Origin of the sequence: Ensifer sp. ENS08 (assembly GCF_014852195.1) — a bacterium.
In the GTDB taxonomy this organism is placed as follows: Bacteria; Pseudomonadota; Alphaproteobacteria; order Rhizobiales; family Rhizobiaceae; genus Ensifer; species Ensifer adhaerens.
The window spans coordinates 21,204-44,234 of sequence record NZ_JACVBF010000003.1; the positions used below are offsets into that span (position 1 = coordinate 21,204).

The 23,031-nt window shown below is 62.1% G+C and carries 21 protein-coding genes; 14 read left to right on the plus strand and 7 right to left on the minus strand.

Annotation, left to right across the window (positions count from 1 at the left end):
- Positions 1 to 2 precede the first annotated feature (2 nt).
- Positions 3 to 479: a transcription elongation factor GreA gene (gene greA / locus IB272_RS10075; RefSeq protein ID WP_034791305.1), complete on the plus strand. Its 477-nt coding sequence runs from the start codon at positions 3 to 5 to the stop codon at positions 477 to 479.
- Between the two features lie 87 nt (positions 480 to 566).
- Positions 567 to 1,625 (plus strand): glycosyltransferase family 4 protein, encoded by a 1,059-nt coding sequence (locus tag IB272_RS10080; RefSeq protein ID WP_192444377.1) that lies wholly within the window; start codon positions 567 to 569, stop codon positions 1,623 to 1,625.
- Positions 1,626 to 1,668: 43 nt separating this feature from the next.
- Here the strand turns inward: IB272_RS10080 and IB272_RS10085 are convergent, their stop codons facing one another.
- Genes IB272_RS10085 through IB272_RS10095 form a run of 3 tightly spaced genes read right to left on the minus strand, consistent with a single transcriptional unit; the run spans position 1,669 to position 4,000 of the window.
- Entirely contained in the window at positions 1,669 to 2,691 is a 1,023-nt protein-coding gene (locus IB272_RS10085) for a glycosyltransferase (RefSeq protein ID WP_192444378.1), read from the minus strand.
- Positions 2,692 to 2,698: 7 nt separating this feature from the next.
- Positions 2,699 to 3,520: a glycosyltransferase family 2 protein gene (locus IB272_RS10090; RefSeq protein ID WP_034791294.1), complete on the minus strand. Its 822-nt coding sequence runs from the start codon at positions 3,518 to 3,520 to the stop codon at positions 2,699 to 2,701.
- Between the two features lie 9 nt (positions 3,521 to 3,529).
- Complete coding sequence (locus IB272_RS10095) at positions 3,530 to 4,000, minus strand: Lrp/AsnC family transcriptional regulator (RefSeq protein ID WP_034791292.1); 471 nt, start codon at positions 3,998 to 4,000, stop codon at positions 3,530 to 3,532.
- A 624-nt stretch (positions 4,001 to 4,624) separates the two neighbouring features.
- Here IB272_RS10095 and trxB point away from each other — a divergent pair.
- From trxB to IB272_RS10120, 5 genes are all read left to right on the plus strand, one after another.
- Entirely contained in the window at positions 4,625 to 5,599 is a 975-nt protein-coding gene (trxB, locus tag IB272_RS10100) for a thioredoxin-disulfide reductase (RefSeq protein ID WP_034791290.1), read from the plus strand.
- A gap of 116 nt (positions 5,600 to 5,715) precedes the next feature.
- Positions 5,716 to 6,612, plus strand: a complete 897-nt coding sequence (locus tag IB272_RS10105) for a LysR family transcriptional regulator VtlR (protein ID WP_034791460.1) — start codon at positions 5,716 to 5,718, stop codon at positions 6,610 to 6,612.
- A 614-nt stretch (positions 6,613 to 7,226) separates the two neighbouring features.
- Complete coding sequence (locus tag IB272_RS10110; protein WP_034791288.1) at positions 7,227 to 7,517, plus strand: metalloregulator ArsR/SmtB family transcription factor; 291 nt, start codon at positions 7,227 to 7,229, stop codon at positions 7,515 to 7,517.
- A gap of 45 nt (positions 7,518 to 7,562) precedes the next feature.
- Positions 7,563 to 8,684, plus strand: a complete 1,122-nt coding sequence (locus tag IB272_RS10115) for an alkene reductase (protein WP_113294527.1) — start codon at positions 7,563 to 7,565, stop codon at positions 8,682 to 8,684.
- Positions 8,685 to 8,747: 63 nt separating this feature from the next.
- Complete coding sequence (locus tag IB272_RS10120) at positions 8,748 to 9,551, plus strand: aminoglycoside phosphotransferase family protein (RefSeq protein WP_113294537.1); 804 nt, start codon at positions 8,748 to 8,750, stop codon at positions 9,549 to 9,551.
- Between the two features lie 2 nt (positions 9,552 to 9,553).
- On the opposite strand, the gene IB272_RS10125 is transcribed toward IB272_RS10120, so the two are convergent.
- Complete coding sequence (locus IB272_RS10125) at positions 9,554 to 10,162, minus strand: XRE family transcriptional regulator (protein WP_348646784.1); 609 nt, start codon at positions 10,160 to 10,162, stop codon at positions 9,554 to 9,556.
- On the opposite strand from IB272_RS10125, the gene IB272_RS10130 reads away from it, so the two are divergent.
- Together IB272_RS10130 and IB272_RS10135 are read left to right on the plus strand one after the other, a co-directional pair.
- A complete protein-coding gene (locus tag IB272_RS10130; protein ID WP_192444379.1) occupies positions 10,161 to 10,670 on the plus strand; it encodes a GNAT family N-acetyltransferase in 510 nt (169 codons plus the stop codon). The genes IB272_RS10125 and IB272_RS10130 overlap by 2 nt on opposite strands.
- A 178-nt stretch (positions 10,671 to 10,848) precedes the next feature.
- Positions 10,849 to 11,721: a lytic transglycosylase domain-containing protein gene (locus tag IB272_RS10135; protein WP_113294524.1), complete on the plus strand. Its 873-nt coding sequence runs from the start codon at positions 10,849 to 10,851 to the stop codon at positions 11,719 to 11,721.
- Between the two features lie 40 nt (positions 11,722 to 11,761).
- Here IB272_RS10135 and IB272_RS10140 read toward each other — a convergent pair whose 3' ends face one another.
- On the minus strand, positions 11,762 to 12,769 hold the full coding sequence (locus tag IB272_RS10140) for an SDR family NAD(P)-dependent oxidoreductase (protein ID WP_113294523.1): 1,008 nt from the start codon (positions 12,767 to 12,769) through the stop codon (positions 11,762 to 11,764).
- A 92-nt stretch (positions 12,770 to 12,861) separates the two neighbouring features.
- On the opposite strand from IB272_RS10140, the gene IB272_RS10145 reads away from it, so the two are divergent.
- Positions 12,862 to 13,785, plus strand: coding sequence for a LysR family transcriptional regulator (locus IB272_RS10145; RefSeq protein WP_113294522.1), 924 nt, complete (start codon positions 12,862 to 12,864; stop codon positions 13,783 to 13,785).
- Positions 13,786 to 13,881: 96 nt separating this feature from the next.
- Here IB272_RS10145 and gyrA read toward each other — a convergent pair whose 3' ends face one another.
- Entirely contained in the window at positions 13,882 to 16,662 is a 2,781-nt protein-coding gene (gyrA, locus tag IB272_RS10150; protein ID WP_034791267.1) for a DNA gyrase subunit A, read from the minus strand.
- Between the two features lie 422 nt (positions 16,663 to 17,084).
- Here gyrA and IB272_RS10155 point away from each other — a divergent pair, with 422 nt between their 5' ends.
- A complete protein-coding gene (locus IB272_RS10155) occupies positions 17,085 to 17,714 on the plus strand; it encodes a MarC family protein (protein ID WP_090295526.1) in 630 nt (209 codons plus the stop codon).
- A 112-nt stretch (positions 17,715 to 17,826) separates the two neighbouring features.
- Here the strand turns inward: IB272_RS10155 and IB272_RS10160 are convergent, their stop codons facing one another.
- On the minus strand, positions 17,827 to 18,387 hold the full coding sequence (locus IB272_RS10160; protein ID WP_034791264.1) for a single-stranded DNA-binding protein: 561 nt from the start codon (positions 18,385 to 18,387) through the stop codon (positions 17,827 to 17,829).
- A 279-nt stretch (positions 18,388 to 18,666) separates the two neighbouring features.
- Here IB272_RS10160 and uvrA point away from each other — a divergent pair, with 279 nt between their 5' ends.
- Genes uvrA through IB272_RS10175 form a run of 3 tightly spaced genes read left to right on the plus strand, consistent with a single transcriptional unit; the run spans position 18,667 to position 22,931 of the window.
- Positions 18,667 to 21,588 carry an excinuclease ABC subunit UvrA gene (gene uvrA, locus IB272_RS10165; RefSeq protein ID WP_034791261.1) on the plus strand — a complete coding sequence of 974 codons (2,922 nt, stop codon included), beginning with the start codon at positions 18,667 to 18,669 and terminating at the stop codon, positions 21,586 to 21,588.
- 44 nt (positions 21,589 to 21,632) lie between these two features.
- The gene (locus tag IB272_RS10170) at positions 21,633 to 22,085 is read left to right on the plus strand and encodes a GNAT family N-acetyltransferase (RefSeq protein ID WP_192444439.1); all 453 of its coding nucleotides are present in this window, start codon (positions 21,633 to 21,635) and stop codon (positions 22,083 to 22,085) included.
- A gap of 42 nt (positions 22,086 to 22,127) precedes the next feature.
- The gene (locus IB272_RS10175; protein WP_134886997.1) at positions 22,128 to 22,931 is read left to right on the plus strand and encodes a DUF72 domain-containing protein; all 804 of its coding nucleotides are present in this window, start codon (positions 22,128 to 22,130) and stop codon (positions 22,929 to 22,931) included.
- The last annotated feature ends 100 nt before the right edge of the window (positions 22,932 to 23,031 follow it).

Below are 23,031 nucleotides of genomic sequence, written 5' to 3' on the forward strand. Positions count from 1 at the left end.
AAATGGTCGAAAAAGTGCCGATGACACAGGGCGGATTCGTCAACCTGCAGGAGGAGCTGCGCTGGCGCCAGCAGGAAGAACGACCGCGAATCATCGAGGCGATTGCCGAAGCCCGTGCACATGGCGACCTGTCGGAAAATGCCGAGTACCACGCTGCCAAGGAAGCGCAGAGCCACAACGAGGGCCGGATCACCGAGCTCGAAGACTTGATCGCCCGCGCGGAAGTCATTGATCTCTCGAAGATGTCCGGCTCCAAGATCAAGTTCGGCGCCAAGGTCAAACTCGTCGACGAAGACACTGAAGAAGAAAAGACCTACCAGATCGTTGGCGACCAGGAAGCCGACGTGAAGGCTGGCCGCATTTCGATCTCGTCGCCGATCGCGCGCGCGCTCATCGGCAAGGAAGTCGGCGATTCCATCGAAGTGAACGCGCCTGGCGGTTCCAAGGCCTACGAAATTCTCGCCGTCAACTGGGGCTGATCTGCCCTAGCCAAGGGGCGAAGCCTGCCTTCGCCCCGTTTCTCCTTTTCAAAAGACGATCGTTGCTCGCGCAAGGAGTGCGCTTTCGTGGCCGATATCCGGAACGTCGAGGTCATCGCTCCCAATTTCAAGCGCCGCCTCTCGGGCGTGACGTCCACCATCATCCAGTTGATTCCGATCCAGCGCGCGCTCGGCGAAAAGATCGCCGTGCTTGGCCCGGGCTTGCCTGACACCCTGCCCTCGATCCGCTTCCGCGATCTCCTGCGCCTGTGGAGCGCACCGGACGGACGGCCCTGCCGGGTCTGGCATGCGCGCCGCAATGTCGAAATGCTGCCGGCCATCGTGCTGCGCGACCTTCTCGGCATGAAGCTGAGGATCGTCTTCACCTCTGCGTCGCAGCGCCGCCACACCGGCTGGAGCAAGTTTCTGATTTCGCGCATGGACGCGGTAATCGCGACCAGCGGCAAGACCGCCGCCTATCTGCAGGTGCCGAACACGGTGATCCTGCACGGCATCGATACCAAGCGCTTCCAGCCGCCGGTTGACACAGCGGCAGCCAAAGCTGCGCTCGGGCTCGACCCCAACCAAAAATATGTCGGCTGCTTCGGGCGGGTGCGTAAGCAGAAGGGCACGGATCTCTTCGTCGACAGCATGATTGGGCTTCTGCCGTGCCGGCCCGGCTGGAGTGCCATCGTCGCCGGTCGCGCCACCGGCCCGCACGTCGCCTTCGAGAACGAATTGAAAGAGCGGGTCGCAAAGGCCGGGCTCACCGACCGCATCCGTTTCGTTGGCGAACACACCAACATTCCGGACTGGTATCGTGGGCTCGATCTCTTCATCGCGCCGCAGCGCTGGGAAGGTTTCGGGCTGACGCCGCTCGAAGCGATGGCGACAGGCGTGCCCGTTATCGCAACCGACGTCGGCGCGTTTTCGGAACTGGTCGTCGTCGGAGAGCAGGAAACCGGCGCCGTGATCGCCGCCAACGATCTGCAGGCCATGGTCGAGGCAACGGCTGGCTTCATGGACGATGATCATCGCCGGACCTTGGCTGGCGCCAACGGTCTGGGGCTGACCCGCGCATCCTTTGCGATCGAGGGCGAGGCCCGCGCGATCAACGCGGTCTATGAACGCCTGATGCGCTCCTGACTGGCGTTGCCGCTTGCGCGGCAGCCGCCACATTGAATACGTCTCACCGCTTGGAAGCGAAGAGCTTCAGATAGGCGTCGGTAATCGCCTGCTTCGAGAACTGGTTCATCAGGGTCTCGTGCCCACGTTCGGCAAGCCGTTCACCGAGCGACGTATCGCCCGCGATGCGGTCGATTGCCTGGGCAAAGCCGTCGGCGTCACCGATATCGACCATCAAACCGTTTTCGCCATCGCGCATGAACCATTGCGGCCCTTCTGAACGGCTGGAAACAACCGGTGTCCCTTGCGCCCAGGATTCGAGGATTACGTTGCCGAGCGGCTCGTGGCTCGACGCCATCACGAAGATGTCGGAAGCGGCAAGGAAAGGCCGCGTGTCCTTCTGCCAGCCGGCGAAACGCACGCGCTTTGCCACGCCGAGGTCGGCGGCCAGTTTCTCCAGATTTGCACGTTCTTCGCCATCGCCGACGAGCCACAGATAGGCGTCCGGCACCTTGGCGATCGCCTGGATCAGCGTGTGGAAGCCCTTGCGCGGAACGAAGCGCCCCATCGACATGACCACAGGCACATTCTCAGGCGTGTCGAGCGTGGCGCGGCTGATGGGCGCGACCCGCTCGGTTCCGGTGAAGTTGGAGATGACTTCGACGTCGCGATTCCAGCCGATCTTGCGCACATGCTCGGCAATGCCCGGCGTGTTGCAGACGAGGCAATCGGTGTTGCGGAAATAGTCGAGCCGCAGCGGATAGTCGCCGAGACGCGAGATCTTGATGCAGCCCTTGTAGTTGGGCATCAGGCGGCTGGCGCGCGGCATCCAGGCAAACAGCGCATCCGGCTTTTCGCGGCGTGCCATGCTGCTGACCTTCATCGGCAGGAGGATCCGGTCGAGCGACAGGTTGCGGAAGTTGCTTTCGATGATGCGCGTCGCACCCTCGATGTCCTTCTTCCAGATACGACCATGGCGGATGACAGAGGTCTGCTCGACGCCACGCTCGGCGAGCGCGTTGACCAGGTGGACGAAGAAACGCTCAGCGCCGCCGTCCTTGCCGAAGTGAAAATGCATGACTTTCATGAAAACCTCACCGCTTGCTGGCGCGCCGATCCATGTCGTCATGGTTCGGGTGCCGCTTGAGCGCGTGCCTCTGATAGATCTTGGCGGCGGTCAGGAAAGCGTACACCGCTCCCGTCATCGCCTCAATGAAGCCTGGAAAACCGCAGCGCCACAGACCGTTGCGGAAATAGAGCCTAAGGAAATAGAGCGGCGGGCTGAACAGCATTTTGTAAGGGCGCGCCGACTTACCGGCGGCGAACTGCTGATCGGCCTTCAGCGTCGAATACTTGTTTTCCTTGAGGATCTGCTCGTCGATGATCAGCGGCCGATAGTGCAGCAGGCTGCCCTTGGCAGCGGCGCCGACCGCGCCATCCGGCACGATCCCCTCGTGGACTTTCTGATTGAGATCGTATCGTCCCCTGCCCTGGCGGATCAGCCGCAGGTTTCGCCGCTCGTGCGCCCGCTCCGGCGTGTAGCCGTAGCCGATGAGGTAGGGCCTGCGCGCGACGCGCCAGCCGACCGTCTCCGGCGGCGCATCGAGCAGCGAGGGCAGCAGTGCCTTCAGCGGTTCGTCTAGGCGTTCGTCGGAATCGATGTTGAAGCACCAGGGCTGCGTACATTGGTCGAGCGCGAACTGCTTCTGGCCGGCATAGCCCCGCCACGGCTCATGCAGGAAACGGATCGGCCAACCCTTGTCGATGTAGGACTGCACGAGTGCTGCCGTTCCGTCGGTCGAGCCGGAATCGACGATGACGATTTCTGAGCACTGCTCGAGGCTCTCGATGCAATTACCGAGATAGGCTTCTTCGTTCTGGCAGATGATGAAGGCGGACAGCGGAAGCTTGTTCATGGGCGGGCCTTAGATCTGGACGAGGCCGATATCCTTGACCTGGCGAATGGTCAGCATCGTGCGCACCGTGTCGACCCGTTCATTGGCCGTCAGCACTTCGATGACGAAATCCTGGAAAGTCGTGAGGTTTTCGGCGACACAATGCAGCAGGAAGTCGCTTTCGCCGGAAACCGTCCAGGCCTGCCGGACGATCTGCCATTCTGCAGTAGCGGCCGAGAACGCCTTGAGGTCGGCCTCCGACTGACGCTTCAGGCCGACCATGCAGAAAGCGACGAGATCGAAGCCGAGCGCCGGTGCGTTCAGCAGTGCGTGATAGCCCTTGATGACGCCGGTCTCTTCGAGCTTGCGCACGCGCCGGAGGCAGGGCGGCGCGGAGATGCCGACCCTTTGCGCGAGATCGACATTGGTCATCCGGCCATCACGCTGGAGCTCGCGAAGGATCTTGAGATCGATAGCGTCGAGCTCGACTTGTTTCGTCATGAACGTTCGTCCTTTTCGTGGTGACTTTGAGCGCGAGGCAAAGTCGAAAACTTGTGTCTGCCGATGGTGAGGTTGCCCCGATGGCGGGCGACGTCGACTGATGTCCGCCTATCCCGGCGCTGCCGCGATCATCTCGGTCGAGATTTTCAGCAAGGCGCGCTCGTCAAGGGCAAGGTCGTCTCGAGTCGGTGCGTGGCCGAGCGCAGCGCTTTCGCAGTGCAACCATGCACGGCCGGCATTCAACCCCATATGCTTCTCCAGCAAAGTGAATCCGCGTGAAATATCGTCAAACCCGCTGGACAACAAGCAGCCCGGCCGACTATTCGCGGGAAAATGGCGTTGGCGATGCCGGTAGATGCGCAAATAGAGGTGGACATCTTCAGGAGCGACGCAAGGAGCGCTCCATTGTCGGGGTGCGGCGCGGATCGATGCCGGGCCGACGCCTGTGCCCTAAGCGCGTCATCTGGTGGCAAAAGCGGGCTTGAGGCTCAAGCACTTGTGTGTATCAGGCTGCGCACTCTTGAAAGTCATGGTGGGGAATACCTAAAGTATGGGACGATTTCCCATTGACGCAATGGAATCGGATGTGGAGGCAATCCTCTCCGATGAGCGAAGGACAAGATTATGACTGCCCGTCACGTGAAAGTGCTGATCATCGGCTCCGGCCCGGCTGGCTATACCGCCGCCATCTATACGGCGCGCGCCATGCTCGAGCCCGTACTGATCGCCGGTATGGAACAGGGCGGCCAGTTGATGATCACGACTGACGTCGAAAACTACCCGGGCTATGCCGATCCGGTCCAAGGCCCGTGGATGATGGAACAGATGCTGAAGCAGGCGACCCATGTCGGCGCCGAGATCGTCAACGATCTCGTGACCGATGTCGACCTGTCGGTGCGCCCGTTCCGCATCAAGACCGACAGCGGTAACGACTGGACGGCGGACGCGCTGATCATCGCAACCGGCGCCAAGGCCAAGTGGCTCGGCATCGAGACAGAACCGACCTTCATGGGCTTCGGCGTCTCGGCCTGCGCCACCTGTGACGGCTTCTTCTATCGCAACAAGGACGTGATCGTCGTCGGCGGCGGCAACTCGGCCGTTGAGGAAGCGCTCTATCTCTCGAATCTCGCCAAGACGGTCACTGTCGTTCACCGCCGTGATAGCTTCCGCGCCGAGAAGATCCTGCAAGAGCGCCTGTTCGCCAAGCCGAACGTCAAGGTGATCTGGGATCACGAGGTCACGGAATACCTGGGTGCGCCGGCCAAGCCGCCGATGCCCGCTTCCGTCAACGGCGTGAAGCTGCGCAACACCAAGACCGGCGAAACCTCCGACATGGTCACCGACGGCGTGTTCGTCGCGATCGGCCACGCGCCGGCAGTCGAACTTTTCAAAGGCAAGCTTCGGCAGAAGTCCAACGGCTATCTTTGGACCGCGGCCGATTCGACGGCGACCGACGTGCCCGGCGTTTTTGCCGCAGGCGACGTGACGGACGACATTTACCGTCAAGCGGTTACGGCGGCCGGCATGGGCTGCATGGCAGCGCTTGAGGCCGAGAAATACCTGGCGGGTCATATGCCCGTCGCAATTGCAGCCGAATAGAAGCTGCGAATCGGGGTGGTGCCGCTGAGGCACCTCGCCCGTGTGGGAACAGATGCATCAGCCACGCCCGGAAGACAGGACCCCGTCTTCCGGAGTGGTTTCTTATGGGGGACTACATGTCGCTGGACTGGGACAAACTGCGCATTTTTCACGCGGCGGCCGAGGCTGGGTCGTTCACCCATGCGGCAGACAAGCTTCATCTTTCGCAGTCCGCGATCAGCCGGCAGGTGAGTTCGCTGGAGCAGGATGTCGGCATCAAGCTGTTCCACCGCCATGCGCGCGGCCTGATCCTCACCGAACAGGGCGAGATCCTCTATCGCACCGCGCATGAAGTGCTGATGAAGCTCGAGAGTGTCAAGGTCCAACTGAGCGAAACCACGGACAAGCCGAGCGGCAAGCTGCGCATCACCACGACGGTCGGACTCGGCCAGGGCTGGCTCACCGACAAGATCCAGGAGTTCATGTCGCTGCACCCGGACGTGCAGGTTCAGCTCATCCTCGACAATGAGGAGCTGGACGTGAACATGCGCCACGCGGATTGTGCCATCCGCCTGCGTCAGCCGCAGCAGTCGGACCTCATCCAGCGCAAGCTCTTCACCGTGCACATGCACGTCTATGCAGCTCCGTCCTACATCAACAAGTATGGCGAGCCGCAGTCAGTCGAGGATCTCGACAACCACCGCATCATCACCTTCGGCGAGCCGGCGCCGAACTATCTGCTCGACGTCAACTGGCTCGAGATCGCCGGCCGCGATTCCGACAATCCACGCGTGTCGCACCTGCAGATCAACAGCCAGACCTCGATCAAGCGCGCCTGCCTGCTCGGCATCGGCGTCGCCATGCTGCCCGACTATATCGTCGGTCGCGATCCTGGCCTCATCCAGCTGCCGATCAGCGCCGACATCCCGTCGTTCGATACCTATTTCTGCTATCCGGACGAGATGAAGAACGCAGCCAAGCTCAAGGTCTTCCGCGACTACATCGTCGCCAAGGCCCGCAACTGGAACTTTTAGGACGCTTCGGCGAATGCTCATTTTCCGAGCATTTTCCCAAGAGGCCACCAACCATCTGTTTTTACATCGATATTACGGATGCGCCGTCTCTATTGTGCGGCGCATTTTTATTGTTCGCCGCAGAAATAGGCAGGGATGCGCGCATGACATGGCTGTCATGCACAGAAAATGATTGTTGCGCGCCCAAAAAAGCAGCATACCAAACTCAGCTGATGCATCTTTGGTGGCTTCTCCTCCCAGTGCCACCGCAGCAGCTGTTCCCCTCTGGAGGTTTAATTACCTTCACAACTTATAAGGGCCCAAGTCATCTTGTGGCCCTCTTTTTTTGTCTACTGTTAGATACAGGCGAAACGTGACGAAAATCACAGCCGGCTATTGAAAGCCGATACTTCGCTTCCCATATTAAAATGCAGCTGATGCATTCTTGGTGGCTTCTCCTCCCCGCCACCGCATTAGCTGTTCCCCTCTGGAGGTTCTTATTACCTTCACAACTACAAGGGCCCAAGTTTTCTTGAGGCCCTCTTTTTTTGCCTGCAGCACGCTCACGGTCTTGTGATTTGAATATCGTGTTTTAGCGATACATTTATCGTTAAAACACGATATGGCGATATACCATGGACCGAGACGAAATCCTCAAGGCGCTTGCCCATCCCGTGCGGGTGAACATCCTCGCCTGGCTGAAGGAGCCGCAGCGCCATTTTCCGACCCAGGAGCATCCGCTCGATCTCGGCGTATGTGCCGGCCAGTTCGAACGCTGCGGCCTGTCGCAGTCGACCGTTTCCTCGCATCTCGCTGTGCTTCAGCGCGCCGGCCTCGTGACAACCCGCAAGGTTGGCCAATGGATCTTCTACCGCCGCGATGAAGAGACGATCGCCGCCTTCCTCGAGAGCATCGGCGATCTCTGAATCAACCACCTTCTCCCAAGCAGCCCCCCCCTGAAAGGACCTCCCATGGCCTCGCTTTTCGACCCCATCACCATTGGTGACATCGCGCTGAAAAACCGCATCGTGATGGCGCCGCTGACCCGCAACCGATCCCCGGGCGCCGTTCCGAACACCCTGAATGTGACCTACTACGAGCAGCGCGCGACGGCAGGCCTGCTGATCTCGGAGGGAACGGCGATCACCCAGCAGGGCCAGGGCTATGCCGACGTTCCGGGCCTCTATACGCCGGAAGCGCTTGAAGGCTGGCGCAAGGTGACGGACGCGGTGCACGCCAAGGGCGGCCGGATCGTCGTCCAGATGTGGCATGTCGGCCGCATTTCGCATGATTCTCTGCAGCCGGGTGGCGGCAAGCCTGTTGCACCGTCGGCCGTTCGCGCCAAGTCCAAGACCTATCTGGTCAATTCGGACGGTACTGGCTCCTTTGCCGAAACCTCCGAACCGCATGCACTGGAGACCGCCGAGATCGAAGCAATCGTGGAGGACTATCGCAAGGCTGCCCGCGCCGCGATCGACGCCGGCTTCGATGGCATCGAGATCCATGCGGCCAACGGCTATCTCATCGACCAGTTCCTGCGTTCGGGTTCGAACCACCGCACCGATACCTACGGCGGTTCGATCGAAAACCGCGCCCGCTTCTTGTTCGAGGTCATGGATGCCGTGACGAATGAAATCGGCGCCGGCCGGGTCGGCATCCGCCTTTCGCCCGTCACTCCCGCCAACGATGCCTTTGATCCGCAGCCGCAGGAGGTGTTCGGCCATGTGGTCAAGAACCTCGCCCGCTATCCCCTCGCCTATATCCACATCATCGAAGGCGCGACCGGCGGCCCGCGCGACCACCAGCAGGGCGACCAGCCATTCGACTACGACGCCCTGCGTTCGACCTATGTCGCTGCCGGCGGCAAGGCTGCCTGGATGACCAATAATGGCTATGACAGGGCACTCGCGGTAAAGACGGTCAAGGACGGCGAAGCCGACCTTGTCGCTTTCGGCAAGCCGTTCATCGCCAACCCGGATCTCGTCGAACGGTTGAAGCGCGATGCGCCGCTCAACGCGCCGGATCAGGCAACCTTCTACGGCGGTGGCGCCAAGGGCTATACCGACTATCCGGCCCTTGAACAGGTCGCCTGACACTCCCACATGGCAATGCTCCGCCTCTTCGGCGGGGCATTTGTCTTTGGGAATGAAGAGCTTATGTTTTCGCTATATTCAGAAAAATGGTCATTGCATCCTGACGGCGACGTCATCGTAACCCCCTCCAGCCGTCTTTACCCCGTCCGCTATCGCGGCCAGCAGGCGATGCTCAAGGTCGCCGAGGACCCGGAAGAGAAGTATGGTCGCCTGCCCCTGCTCTACTGGAACGGGCATGGCGCTGCAAAGGTCTATGAAGCCGATGGCGACGCGGTGCTGATGGAGCGCACGGACAGCCAGCGCAACCTCTTCCACATGGCGATGACCGGAAGCGACGAGGAAGTGACGCGCATCATCTGCCGCACCGTCGCCGAGCTCCATGCGCCGCGCTCGACACCGGTTCCCGGCGATCTCGTGCCACTCGACAAATGGTTCGCTTCCCTGGAGACGGCTGCTCCCGTTCAAGGCGGTCTCTTTGCCCGCGCGCTCGAGGCGGCGAAAAGCCTGTTTGCAGATCCCGAACCGCCGGTCGTGCTGCATGCCGACGTCCACCACGCCAACATCCTCGATTTTGGCGACCGCGGCTGGCTGGCGATCGATCCGAAACGCGTCCTCGGCGATCGCGGCTACGACTACGCCAACCTGTTCTGCAATCCAGAACTGCCCCTGGTCACCGCTCCGGGCCGGTTGCAGCGGCATCTGCCGATCGTCGCGAAGGAGACCGGGCTTCACCCGCAGCGCATTCTCAACTGGGTGCTTGCCTATGCCGGGCTTTCCGCAGCCTGGTTCCTGGAAGACCATGACGATTTCGGCGTCGAGAACGACCTTACGATGGCGCGAATCGCCATCGCCGAGCTCGGCAGCTAAGCTCAACCCGTCCGCAACAGGACGACGGCGTAGATACAGGTCTCTCCGCCGACATTGCGGAAGACGCAATCCTCCGGCGGGCCGAGTTCCAGGCAATCCCCGATGCCGAGCGTATGGGTCTCCAGCCCTTCCACGAAGGTCAGGCGCCCCGCAGTCACCCATAGCCACCGGCGATGGAGCGCATAGGCGGATGCCGGGATCGGCACCTCGGCGCCGGCCGGAAGTTCAACCTCGACAAGCTCGAGCGGCAGGTCCGACATCGGCGAGACGTGGCGCCGAAGATATCCGGTCTGCGGATCGCGCCACACTGCCTGATCCTGGCGCCGCGACAGCCTGCCCTGGCTCATCTCCGCACGCGCGATCAGAGTGGACATGGTGAGCCCGAACGCGCCGGCGAGCTTTGCCAGCAGCGTGGCCGTCGGGCTGCTATCGCCCCGCTCTACCTTGTGGATCATCGCGCGCGAGACTCCCGATCGCTCCGAAAGCTCGCTCAGCGACCAGCCGCGCGCCTCTCTTTCCAGACGAATTCGTTCACTGAGCCGTTGATCCAGACTATCTACTTTAGTATTCATATCGTAGTCATATAGTGAACGAATGCGAGGAGCAAGCATGCTGATCCGGGCGGCCATCCAAGACGATATGCCAGTCATCTGCGAGATCTACAACGACGCCGTGGCGAACACGACGGCGATCTGGAACGAGACCCGGGTCGATGTCGCCAATCGCGTGGCCTGGCTGAAGGCGCGCACGGACGTGGGTTATCCTGTGCTGGTGGCGGTCTCCGAGGAAGGCGATGTCATCGGCTATGCGTCCTTCGGCGATTGGCGCGCCTTCGATGGCTATCGCCATACGGTCGAGCACTCCGTCTATGTTCACAAGGATCGGCGCGGTGGCGGCATCGGCCGGAAACTCATGGTCGCGTTGATCGCCGAGGCCGAACGGCTTGGCAAACATGTGATGATCGCCGGCATCGAATCGGAGAACGCAGCCTCGATCCGCCTTCATGCCCAACTGGGTTTCGAGGATACCGGCCGGCTGCGTGAGGTCGGCACGAAGTTCGGCCGCTGGCTTGATCTGACATTCATGCAACTGGTGCTTCCGACGGGCTCGCCGCGCTAACCCGCGGCGACGCCTCGACGATGGCCGTTTGTCGAGGCGGTGGGAGATGCTATGAACCTTCAAGGACTGTTTCTGGAAATGTTTTGACGTGGGTCTTCGGCGGAAGGTCAGATCGGGCGCCTGGGCACGTGTCGCGAGAGCGGCACTGGCGTTGGCCGTCAGCATTCCGGCATTAAGCATGACCGAGGCAGAGGCTCGTATCGACGACTTCGCCGCGCAGCCCAAGTGCGTCTATTCCGGCCCGTCGGCCACCGACTCCGCCAAGTCGCTCTGCATCAGCAAGGAAAACTTCGCCCGCGATATCTGCGGCGTGATCGACCACTATGCGACGGTCAACGACCTGCCCGCGGCCTTCTTCGCCCGGCTCATCTGGCGCGAAAGCCTGTTCCGGCCCAATGCCGTCAGCCCCAAGGGTGCCGAAGGCATCGCGCAATTCATGCCTGGAACGGCGAAGATGCGAGGGCTCAACAACAGCTTCGATGTCGTCGAGGCGCTCGGCAAGTCGGCAGAGTATCTGAACGAACTCAGGTCGCGCTACGGCAATCTCGGCTATGCGGCTGCCGCCTACAATGCCGGCGAGAACGGGCTGGAGCGTTTTCTCGAGGTCGATTGGCTGCCGGCGGAAACGCGCAACTACGTGCTCGCGATCACCGCCTACAGCGTCGAGGACTGGCGCGACAATCCGCCGAAGATCCTCGACCTGACGCTCGACAAGAACAAGAGCTTCATCGACGGCTGCGTGGCGCTCGCCAGCACCCGCAACCTCCGCGACATCGAGGTGATCGACGAAGCCGAATGGGCGCCCTGGGGCGTACAGCTTGCCGCACATTTCCAGAAATCAGTGGCGCAGCGACTGTTCGTCAGCGCCGTCAAGCGCCTGCCGGAGCCGATCCGCAGCGAGAAGGCGCTTCTCCTGCGCGAGCGCAATGCCAGCTTCGGCCTGCGTATCCGCTATGCTGCACGCATCGGCCGCGAGACCCAGGCGGACGCGAACAAGCTTTGCGCCACCATCCGCAAGAGCGGCGGCGCTTGCCTCGTCTTCCGGAACTGACAGCTATCGAGGCCTGTCCGATCCTGGACACGAGCGCGCGCTAGCCTGCGGCAATCCCTTGCGGAAGCGCCCGCGGGGCGTTCAGGCAGCCAAGTCCGACGAGCGTCGTTGCAACCGCCTCGTCGATCGGCGTGTGCGGCTCTTCGCCGAGCACGGCAAGCAGCCGCTCGTTTGGCATTCTCAACGGTTCGCGCCAGAGATAGCGCATCTTGCGCAACTCCCTGAAGAGCGGAACGAAGGGCGAAGCCAAGTCGATCAGCCACCACGGGAAGGCCCGGACGGGAAGCGCCGGCTTGCCGACAACCCGGCGGATCGCCGCGATCATCTCGGTTCCATTGCGGTCGAGGAAGCCGCGCATGTGGTAAACGGCGAAAGGCGGCAGGTCCTCGGCGCGCTCGACGAGGCGGATCATGGTTTCGGCGACATCGGGCAGATAGGCCCATTGGTGGCCGATCCCCTCGCGGCCCGGGTAGGAAATCGCGCCCAACGCTCTGCCCGGCTTTATCAGCCCTTGCGAAAACCAGTTATTGGCCGCACCGGGACCGAAGAAGTCGCCTGCCCTCACGATGATGACGCCGACACCTGCCTCCGAGGCGTCCTTCAGACGGCGCTCCATCTCCCTGCGGATCAGACCCTTGTCGGTATCCGGGTTCTGCGGCGCGTCCTCCGTCAGGACGGGAAAGGCGTCGCGGCCGAAATTGTAGATCGTTCCCGGTAAGAGGATGCGTGCACCGGTGGCCTTGGCGGCGGCGATCGTATTGTCCAGCATCGGCAGCACCAAGGTGCCCCAATTGCGGTAACCCGGCGGATTGACCGCGTGCACGATCAGATCCACCCCTTCGGCAGCAGTGCGAACGTCATCCGCGTTCATGGCATCGCCTTGCCGCCAGTCGAACGCCGGCTCGGCCTGCGCCGCCGTCGCGGCGTTTCGGTTCAAGGCACGCACCTGGCAGCCGCGCCTGAGGAGCCCACGGGCGACGGCGCTGCCGATACCGCCCGTCGCGCCGAGCACCAGCGCACGTCTTGTTCTCTGCTGCATCTCGGTCATGTCACACTCCATCCGTTTCGATGAAGGCAGGATTACGCATTCACGAGCTAAACGGAATTGCCGAAAAATCTTGCGCGGCTATACTGAAATCCATGAGCAAGATAGATTTGAGCTGGGATTTCTACCGAACGTTCCTCGCCGTGCTTAAGGAGGGATCGTTGTCAGCCGCCGCCCGCGAGCTTGGCCTGACGCAACCGACCGTTGGCCGGCACGTGGACGCCATGGAAGCGACACTCGGCTATCCGCTGTTCGTGCGCTCCCCGCACGGTCTGTTGCCGACCGACGCCGCGCTGGCACTCAGGCCCTATGCCGAGACGCTCGCCGCGACGTCGGCTGCGCTCTTGCGGGCCGCGTCGGGCCAGCGCGATACGGTCAGCGGCACTGTGCGCATCAGCGCCAGCGAAGTCATCGGCATCGAGGTCCTGCCGCCGATCCTCTCAGAACTGCACGCCGCCTATCCTGCATTGACGATCGAGCTTTCCGCCTCGGACACGGTCGAGGACCTCTTGCGCCAGGAGGCCGATATCGCGGTGCGCATGGTGGCGCCCGCACAGGATGCGCTGATCGCCCGACATCTCGGCGCGGTTCCCTTAGGCTTTCACGCCCATCGCCGCTACATCGAGCGACGCGGCATGCCGCAGACACTGGCAGACCTTAGCAATCACAGCCTGATCGGTTACGACCGAGAGACTGCGGCGATCCGGGCGATCATCGCCCGCTCGCCCGAACTGCCGGCCACACGCTTTGCGCTGAGGGCCGACAGCAATCTTGCCCAATTGGCCGCAATCCGCACCGGCTTCGGCATAGGCATCTGCCAGAACGGACTTGCGGCACGCGATCCCGACCTCCTCCCAGTGCTGCCCGGCTTGTTCGAGATGAAGCTCGATACCTGGCTGGTGATACATGAGAACCTGAAGACGGCTCCCCGCTGTCGCGTCACGTTCGACGCACTTGCCGCGGGACTGCGGGCCTATATTCGTGGCACTGCGCTTGCAGACGCGAATACCGAGATCTGACTTCAACTCCCGCTGCTGCTCAATACTAGTCCTACGCACGAAAAAGCCCGCCAAAATGGCGGGCTTTCAGTTTCCTTGGCACTTCAAGTCGAGCGCTTAATCCTCGGATTCGGCTGGCGTTTCCGCTGCGCCGTTCTCGACGGCCGCCTCTTCGCCTTCCTCTTCGTCGCTTTCCGGTTCGCTGATGCGCTCGACCGAAACGACCTTCTCGTCCTTGGCGGTCGAGAAGATGGTAACGCCCTTGGTCGCGCGGCTCGCAAGCCGGACGCCATTGATCGGCACGCGGATCAATTGGCCGCCGTCGGATACAAGCATGATCTGGTCGTTGTCTTCGATCGGGAAGGCCGCGACGAGCACGCCAATTTCCGTCGTCTTCGAGGTGTCGGTGGCACGGATGCCCTTGCCGCCACGGCCCGAAGTCCGGAAATCGTAGGACGACGAGCGCTTGCCGAAGCCCTTCTCCGAGACCGTCAGCACGAACTGTTCGCGTGCCTTCAGTTCCTCGAAGCGTTCGTTCGACAGTTCTCCGCCGTCAGCGACTTCCTCGCCGACCAGAGCGATTTCTTCCTCGTCGCCGTTCGTCGCCCGACGTTCCGCTGCAGCGCGCTTGAGATAGGCGGCACGCTCCCACGGTTCGGCCTCGACATGGCCAAGGATCGCCATCGAGATGATGCGGTCGCCGTCGCCGAGATTGATGCCACGAACGCCGATCGAGTTGCGGCCGGCAAAGACGCGCACGTCGTCGACCGGGAAGCGGATGCACTGGCCGAGCGCTGTCGTCAGCATGACGTCGTCATGCTCCGTACAGGTGTCGACGGAAAGGATCTCGTCGCCCTCTTCCTCGAGCTTCATCGCGATCTTGCCGTTGCGGTTGACCTGGACGAAGTCCGACAGCTTGTTGCGGCGAACCGTGCCGCGGGTCGTCGAGAACATGACGTCGAGGTTTTCCCAGGTTGCCTCATCCTCGGGCAGCGGCATGATTGTCGTGATGCGTTCGCCGGGTTCCAGCGGCAGCATGTTGATCAGCGCCTTGCCGCGCGATTGCGGCGTGCCGATCGGCAGGCGCCAGACCTTCTCCTTGTAGACGATGCCACGCGAGGAGAAGAACAGAACCGGCGTATGGGTATTGGCAACGAATAGCCGGGTAACGAAATCCTCGTCCCGGGTCGCCATGCCCGAACGGCCCTTGCCACCACGGCGCTGCGCGCGGTAGGTCGTCAGCGGCACGCGCTTGATGTAGCCGAGATGCGAGACGGTCACGACCATGTCTTCACGGGCGATGAGATCCTCATCGTCCATGTCGGGGCCGCCTTCCATGATCTCGGACCGGCGCGGAGTGCCGAACTCGTCGCGGATGGCGACGAGCTCGTCCTTGACGATGCTCATGATACGCAGGCGCGACGACAGGATGTCGAGGTAATCCTTGATTTCCTCGCCGATCTTGTTGAGTTCGTCGCCGATTTCGTCGCGGCCGAGCGCGGTCAGGCGCTGCAGGCGCAGGTCGAGGATGGCACGGGCCTGCTCTTCCGAGAGGTTGTAGGTGCCGTCCTCGTTGATGCGGTGGCGCGGGTCGTCGATGAGGCGGATGAGGCTCTCGACGTCATGGGCCGGCCAGCGGCGCTCCATCAACTGCTCGCGCGCCGTCTGCGGGTCGGGCGCATGGCGGATGAGCTTGATGATTTCGTCGATGTTGGCAACCGCGATGGCAAGACCGACGAGCACATGGGCACGGTCACGCGCCTTGCGCAGCAGGTATTTCGTACGCCGGCTAACAACTTCCTCGCGGAACGAGACAAAGGCACGCAGCATGTCGAGCAGCGTCATGTGCTCGGGCTTGCCGCCGTTCAGTGCCACCATGTTGCAGCCAAACGAGGTCTGCAGCGGCGTGTAGCGGTAAAGCTGGTTCAGGATGACATCGGCATTGGCATCGCGCTTCAGTTCGATGACGACGCGGTAGCCCTGGCGGTCCGATTCGTCACGCAGGTCCGAGATGCCTTCGATACGCTTCTCGCGGACCAGCTCGGCCATCTTCTCGATCATCGTCGCCTTGTTCACCTGGAACGGGATCTCGGTGATGATGATCTGCTCGCGGTCGCCGCGCATCGGCTCGATATGGGCGCGGCCGCGCATGATGACGGAGCCGCGGCCGGTCTCGTAGGCCGAGCGGATGCCCGAGCGGCCAAGGATCAGCGCGCCAGTCGGGAAATCCGGGCCGGGGATGATTTCCATCAGTTCCGGCAGTTCGATCGCCGGATTGTCGATCAGCGCCATGCAGCCGTTGATGACTTCGACCAGGTTGTGCGGCGGAATGTTCGTCGCCATGCCGACGGCAATACCGCCGGCGCCGTTGACGAGCAGGTTCGGGAACTTCGCGGGAACGACCGCCGGCTCCTGCAGGGTGCCGTCATAGTTGTCGCGGAAGTCGACCGTTTCCTTGTCGAGATCGTCGAGCAGCGAATGCGCGGCCTTCTGCAGGCGGCATTCGGTGTAGCGCTCGGCCGCCGGCGGGTCGCCGTCGACCGAACCGAAGTTGCCCTGGCCGTCGATCAGCGGCAGGCGGAGCGACCAGTCCTGCGCCATGCGTGCCAGCGCGTCGTAGATCGCGGCGTTGCCGTGCGGGTGGTACTTACCCATCACGTCCCCGGTCACACGGGCGCATTTGACGTATTTCTTGTTCCAGTCGATGCCGAGCTCGCTCATCCCGTAGAGGATGCGGCGGTGCACGGGTTTCAGACCGTCACGCACGTCGGGAAGCGCGCGGCTGACGATAACGCTCATCGCGTAATCGAGATAGGACCGCTGCATTTCCTCGATGATGGAAATCGGCTCGATGCCTGGCGGAGTTTTTCCGCCGCCGGGGGTGCTTTGCTCAGTCAATGGTGATCACGATCTTTGTTCAGAATCAGTCGGATATTTATAGCGGATTGCCATCGGAAGCGCCAATTTGCGGCCTTTGGCGCCACTTGCCCGCCGGACTGTGAAGATGTCCTTGTAATGCCTTGATTCGCTGTACGATTCACCCAGTTATCCCAATCGGGACCGGTGAGCCGCACAGCAGTTGTGAACAGTCTTTTGCCGCCGGAGCAGGCTTTTCTAGGGCATCGCGCCGGAAATCGGAAGAGCCTGTCCGTCAAAGCCCGACGCGCCGCGGATTTCCGGCCTCTACGCTCGCAGCGATTGCTGATTAAGTCATTGCTGAGACTTTGTTTGTCTGCCCCTTCCCAATGCCCGGCCGCTTGCCTAACAATGTAGGCATGCCACCGGGAAAACCCGGGGCAAAAATCCGGAAGGGGAAACGGATGTTCAATGTCGACCTCCTGGTCAATGCGCTGACGACGCTTCTCGTCACGCTCGATCCGCCTGGCCTCGCGCCGATCTTCCTGAGCCTCACGGTCGGCCTCAGCCGGCAGGAGCGCTTTCAGGTGGCCACCCGTGGCTCGCTGATCGCCTTCTTCATCCTGGCGGCCTTTGCGCTCTTCGGAAACAGCATCCTCGGCCTGCTCGGCATCTCGATCGGCGCCTTCCGCATCGCCGGCGGCCTGCTGCTCTTCTGGATCGCCTTCGAGATGATTTTCGAGAAGCGCCAGGAGCGCAAGGAAAAGACCGGCGAGAATGCGACGGTCAAGGACCACATTCACAACATCGCGGTCTTCCCGCTGGCCCTGCCGCTCATTGCCGGGCCGGGCGCGATTTCGGCAACGATCCTGCTTGCCGGCTCGTTCCCGACCGCTGTCGAGCGCACTCAGCTCCTGATCGTCATCGCGCTGTCGATGCTCAGCCTGTTTCTGGCGCTGGTCATCGCTGAACGCGTCGATCGCTTTCTCGGCGTCACCGGCCGCGCCATCCTCACCCGCCTGCTCGGCGTGATCCTGGCAGCACTCGCGGTGCAGTTCGTCGTCGACGGCGTCAAATCCGCGATGGCGACCTGAGGTCGGATGGCTGGGCGCATCCTTCGCCCGATGCAGTCGAAGAAGACCGGAAACGAAAAACGCCACGTCCCGAGGACGTGGCGTTTTTTCTGTAAATAGGATCCGCTTGCGATCAGAACGGAATATCGTCGTCCATGTCGCGCGAGAAGCCGCCGCCCTGGCCGCCTTGACCGCCCTGGCCACCGCCCGAGCGACCGCCGCCAGAGGACTGGCGAGGCTGGTCGTAATCGTCGTAACCGCCGCCGCCATAGTTGCCGCCGCCGCCGAAGTCACCCGCTCCACCGCCGCCGCCGCGGCTGACACCGGAGCCGCCGCCTTCGCCGCGGCCGTCAAGCATGGTCAGCGTCGAGTTGAAGCCCTGCAGCACGACTTCGGTCGAGTAACGGTCGTTGCCGTTCTGGTCCTGCCACTTGCGGGTCTGCAGCGCGCCTTCGATGTAGAGCTTGGCGCCCTTCTTCACATATTGTTCGACAACCTTGCAGAGGCCTTCGTTGAAGACCACGACCGTGTGCCATTCGGTCTTTTCCTTGCGCTCACCGCTGTTGCGGTCGCGCCAGGTCTCCGACGTTGCAATGCGCAGGTTGGCGATCGGCCGGCCGTCCTGCGTGCGCCGGATTTCCGGGTCTGCCCCGACATTTCCGATCAAGATCACCTTGTTGACGCTTCCAGCCATGTTGCTTTTCCCGTGGTTTCACCGGGCCATGGACCCGGCTTGGAATTTCAAGAGCGCGCATCTTAGCGGCCTGATGCCGCCGATACGCCCCGCCTCGCACATAATCCACAACAGTTTTGGTCGTTTTATGGGCGATTTGTTCTTTATTTGTTCTAGTATTTGGCTATGATCCTGTCAACCGACTCGAATTGGCCGCCTGTTTTGCCGATTGCGCCTCGACATGGGCGTTAGCGTCATTACATAGGGGGCTTTCAACCGACATGCAAAAGCTGGCTTCCGATGAGTGAACTCAAGACCATCTCCATTCGTGGTGCGCGCGAGCACAATCTGAAAGGCATCGACCTCGATCTGCCGCGCAACAAGCTGATCGTGATGACCGGCCTTTCCGGCTCGGGCAAGTCGTCGCTTGCGTTCGATACGATCTATGCCGAAGGCCAGCGCCGCTATGTCGAAAGCCTTTCGGCCTATGCGCGCCAGTTCCTCGAAATGATGCAGAAGCCGGACGTCGACCAGATCGACGGCCTGTCTCCGGCGATCTCGATCGAGCAGAAGACGACGTCGCGCAATCCGCGCTCGACGGTCGGTACCGTCACCGAAATCTACGACTATATGCGCCTGCTCTTTGCGCGCGTCGGGGTCCCCTATTCGCCGGCGACGGGTCTGCCGATCGAAAGCCAGACGGTGAGCCAGATGGTCGACCGGGTGCTCGAATTCGGCGAAGGCACGCGCCTCTATATTCTTGCGCCGCTCGTGCGCGGCCGCAAGGGCGAGTACAAGAAAGAACTCGCCGAACTGATGAAGAAGGGCTTTCAGCGCGTCAAGGTCGACGGCACCTTCTACGAGATCGCCGAGGTGCCCGCACTCGACAAGAAGTACAAGCATGACATCGACGTCGTGGTCGACCGCGTGGTCGTGCGGCCCGACCTCGCCTCGCGCCTTGCCGACAGCCTTGAGACCTGCCTGACGCTCGCCGATGGCCTCGCAGTCGCCGAATTCGCCGACAAGCCGCTGCCACCCGAGGAGACCGCTGCCGGCGGCTCGGCCAACAAGTCGCTGAACGAAACCCACGAGCGCGTGCTGTTTTCGGAAAAGTTCGCCTGCCCGGTTTCCGGCTTCACCATTTCCGAGATCGAGCCGCGGCTGTTCTCGTTCAACAACCCCTTCGGCGCGTGCCCGACCTGCGACGGTCTCGGCAGCCAGCAGAAGATCGACACGGCGCTGATCGTGCCGGAAGAGCACCGGACGCTGCGCGACGGCGCAATTGCGCCCTGGGCGAAATCCTCCTCTCCATACTACAACCAGACGCTGGAAGCGCTCGGCAAGGTCTTCGGCTTCAAACTCGGCAGCCGCTGGAACGAGCTGTCGACTGCGGCGCAGAACGCGATCCTGCACGGAACGGAAGAGAAGATCGTCTTCCATTACGAGGACGGTGCCCGCTCCTACAACACCACCAAGAACTTCGAGGGCATCGTGCCCAATCTCGAGCGCCGCTGGAAGGAAACCGACAGCGCCTGGGCGCGCGAGGAGATCGAGCGCTACATGTCGGCTGCGCCCTGCCCGGCTTGCGCCGGTTTCCGCCTGAAGCCGGAAGCGCTGGCTGTCAAGATCGACAAGCTGCATATCGGTCAGGTGACCGAAATGTCGATCCGCGTTGCACGCGACTGGTTCGAGGTCCTGCCGGAGCATCTGAATGCCAAGCAGAACGAAATCGCCGTCCGCATCCTGAAGGAGATCCGTGACCGACTGCGCTTCCTCAACGACGTCGGTCTCGAATATCTGAGCCTGTCGCGCAATTCCGGAACGCTCTCAGGCGGTGAAAGCCAGCGCATTCGGCTGGCCTCGCAGATCGGCTCCGGCCTCACCGGCGTTCTCTACGTGCTCGACGAGCCGTCGATCGGCTTGCACCAGCGCGACAACGCCCGCCTGCTGGACACGCTTCGGCATCTGCGCGACATCGGCAACACGGTGATCGTCGTCGAACATGACGAAGACGCGATCCTGACGTCCGACTATGTCGTCGATATCGGCCCGGCTGCCGGCATCCATGGCGGCGAAGTCATCGCGCAAGGGTCGCCGTCGGACATCATGGCCAATCCGAAATCGCTGACCGGCAAGTATCTGTCCGGCGAGCTTTCGGTTGCCGTTCCCTCCGAACGCCGCAAGCCGAAGAAGAAAAAGGAAATCACCGTCGTCGGCGCCCGCGCCAACAACCTGAAGAACGTCACCGCCTCGATCCCGCTCGGCGTCTTCACCGCCGTTACCGGTGTCTCCGGCGGCGGCAAGTCGACCTTCCTGATCGAGACGCTCTACAAGGCCGCCGCCCGCCGCATCATGGGCGCGCGCGAAAACCCGGCCGAGCACGACCGCATCGATGGCTTCGAGCATATCGACAAGGTGATCGACATCGACCAGTCGCCGATCGGTCGTACCCCGCGCTCGAACCCGGCAACCTATACCGGCGCCTTCACGCCGATCCGTGACTGGTTCGCCGGCCTGCCGGAAGCCAAGGCACGCGGATATCAGCCGGGCCGCTTCTCCTTCAACGTCAAGGGCGGCCGCTGCGAGGCCTGCCAAGGCGACGGCGTCATCAAGATCGAGATGCACTTCCTGCCGGATGTCTACGTCACCTGCGACGTCTGCCACGGCAAGCGCTACAACCGCGAAACGCTCGACGTGCATTTCAAGGGCAAGTCGATCGCCGACGTGCTCGACATGACCGTCGAGGAAGGCGTCGACTTTTTCGCCGCCGTTCCCTCGGTGCGCGACAAGCTCGTCACGCTCAACCAGGTCGGCCTCGGCTATATCAAGGTCGGCCAGCAGGCCAACACGCTCTCGGGCGGTGAGGCCCAGCGCGTCAAGCTCGCCAAGGAACTGTCGAAGCGCTCGACCGGGCGCACGCTCTACATTCTCGACGAGCCGACCACCGGCCTGCATTTCCACGATGTCGCCAAGCTTCTTGAAGTTCTGCATGAGCTCGTCAACCAGGGCAATTCGGTCGTCGTCATCGAGCACAATCTCGAAGTCATCAAGACTGCCGACTGGGTGATCGACTTCGGCCCTGAAGGCGGCGACGGCGGCGGCGAAGTCATCGCCAAGGGCACGCCGGAAGACGTGGTCAAGGAAAAGCGGTCGTATACCGGCCAGTTCCTGAAGGAGCTGCTGGAGCGCCGGCCGATGAAGAAGGTCGAAGCAGCAGAGTAAGTCTGCCGATCTGGTCGGCGCGCTTTAGGAGTGATCACGGCATGATGCGGCCTGCTCGTCTGGAAGATCTGGCCGCCGTGCAAAGCGTGACGGAGGCGGCCTATGAGCCCTATCGGGCGCTCTTTGGTGGGCCGCCGCTCCCGGTCACCGAGGACTACGCGCCTCGCATCCTTCGCGACGAGGTCTGGCTTCGGGAGCGAGATGAGGTTGTCTCGGCGCTTGCCGTTTTCGAACGGCACGCCGATCACCTTATGATCTTCAGCCTTGCGGTTGCCCCGGCCTATCAGCGCCAGGGGTTCGGCATCGAATTGCTGCGCTTCGTGGATGCCAAAGCAGCCGAGTGGGGCTTGCCGGAGGTGCGGCTCTACACCAATTCACGCATGGAGCGAAACATCGCGCTCTATCGCGCCTATGGATTTCAAGAAACGGGTCGCCGACCCAATCCCTATCGTCCAGGGTGGACACTCGTTGACATGACGAAATCGATCAAAGACTGAAAAGCACGCGGTCAAGCGATGGCCGTTGTTGAGGAGGATGGCATGGCAAAATCCGGAAAGATCCGCGTTGGTATCGGCGGCTGGACCTTCGAGCCCTGGGAAGGCACCTTCTATCCCGACACGCTGGCAAAGAAGCGGCAGCTCGAATATGCCGGCAAGCAGTTGCGGGCAATCGAGGTGAACGGCACCTACTACTCGTCGCAGAAGCCCGAGACCTTCGCCAAGTGGGCCTCCGAAGTGCCCGATGATTTCATCTTCTCCCTGAAGGCGAGCCGCTTCGTCACCAACCGCAAGGTTCTCTCGGAAGCCGGTGAATCCATGGAGCGATTCCTGACGCAGGGACTGACCGAGCTTGGCCCCCATCTCGGCCCCATCCTCTGGCAGTTCGCGCCGACGAAGAAGTTCGAGCCCGACGATTTCGAAGGCTTTTTGAAGCTTCTGCCGGGTAAGCAGGACGGCTTGCCGCTGCGCCATGTGGTCGAGGTCCGCAACCCAACCTTTCAGTCTCCGGATTTTGTCTCCCTGTTGGAGAACTACGGTGTCGCCGTGGTGCTCGCCGAGCATGCGGACTATCCGATGATCGCCGATGTCACTGCCGATTTTGTCTATCTGCGCCTGCAAAAGGGCAGCGACGACATCAAGACTTGCTATGCTGCCGACAAGCTCGACCTCTGGGCCGAGCGCGCCAAGGCGTTTGCGGCGGGCGACGAGCCGAGTGGGCTTGAAAAAAGCGCGCCTGATCGCACGGCCAGGAAGGAGCCGCGTGACGTGTTTGCCTACTTCATCACCGAGGGCAAGGTGAATGCGCCGAACGGCGCACGCGAGCTGCAAAAGCGCGTCGATTGAGATCAGCAGGGCCAGACCGCGCGCAGACGCGTCTGGCCCGCCTAGGGCGCATCCGCGCCCGAGAGCCCCACCACGCTTGGAGTCTCGGGCCTGTCGCAAG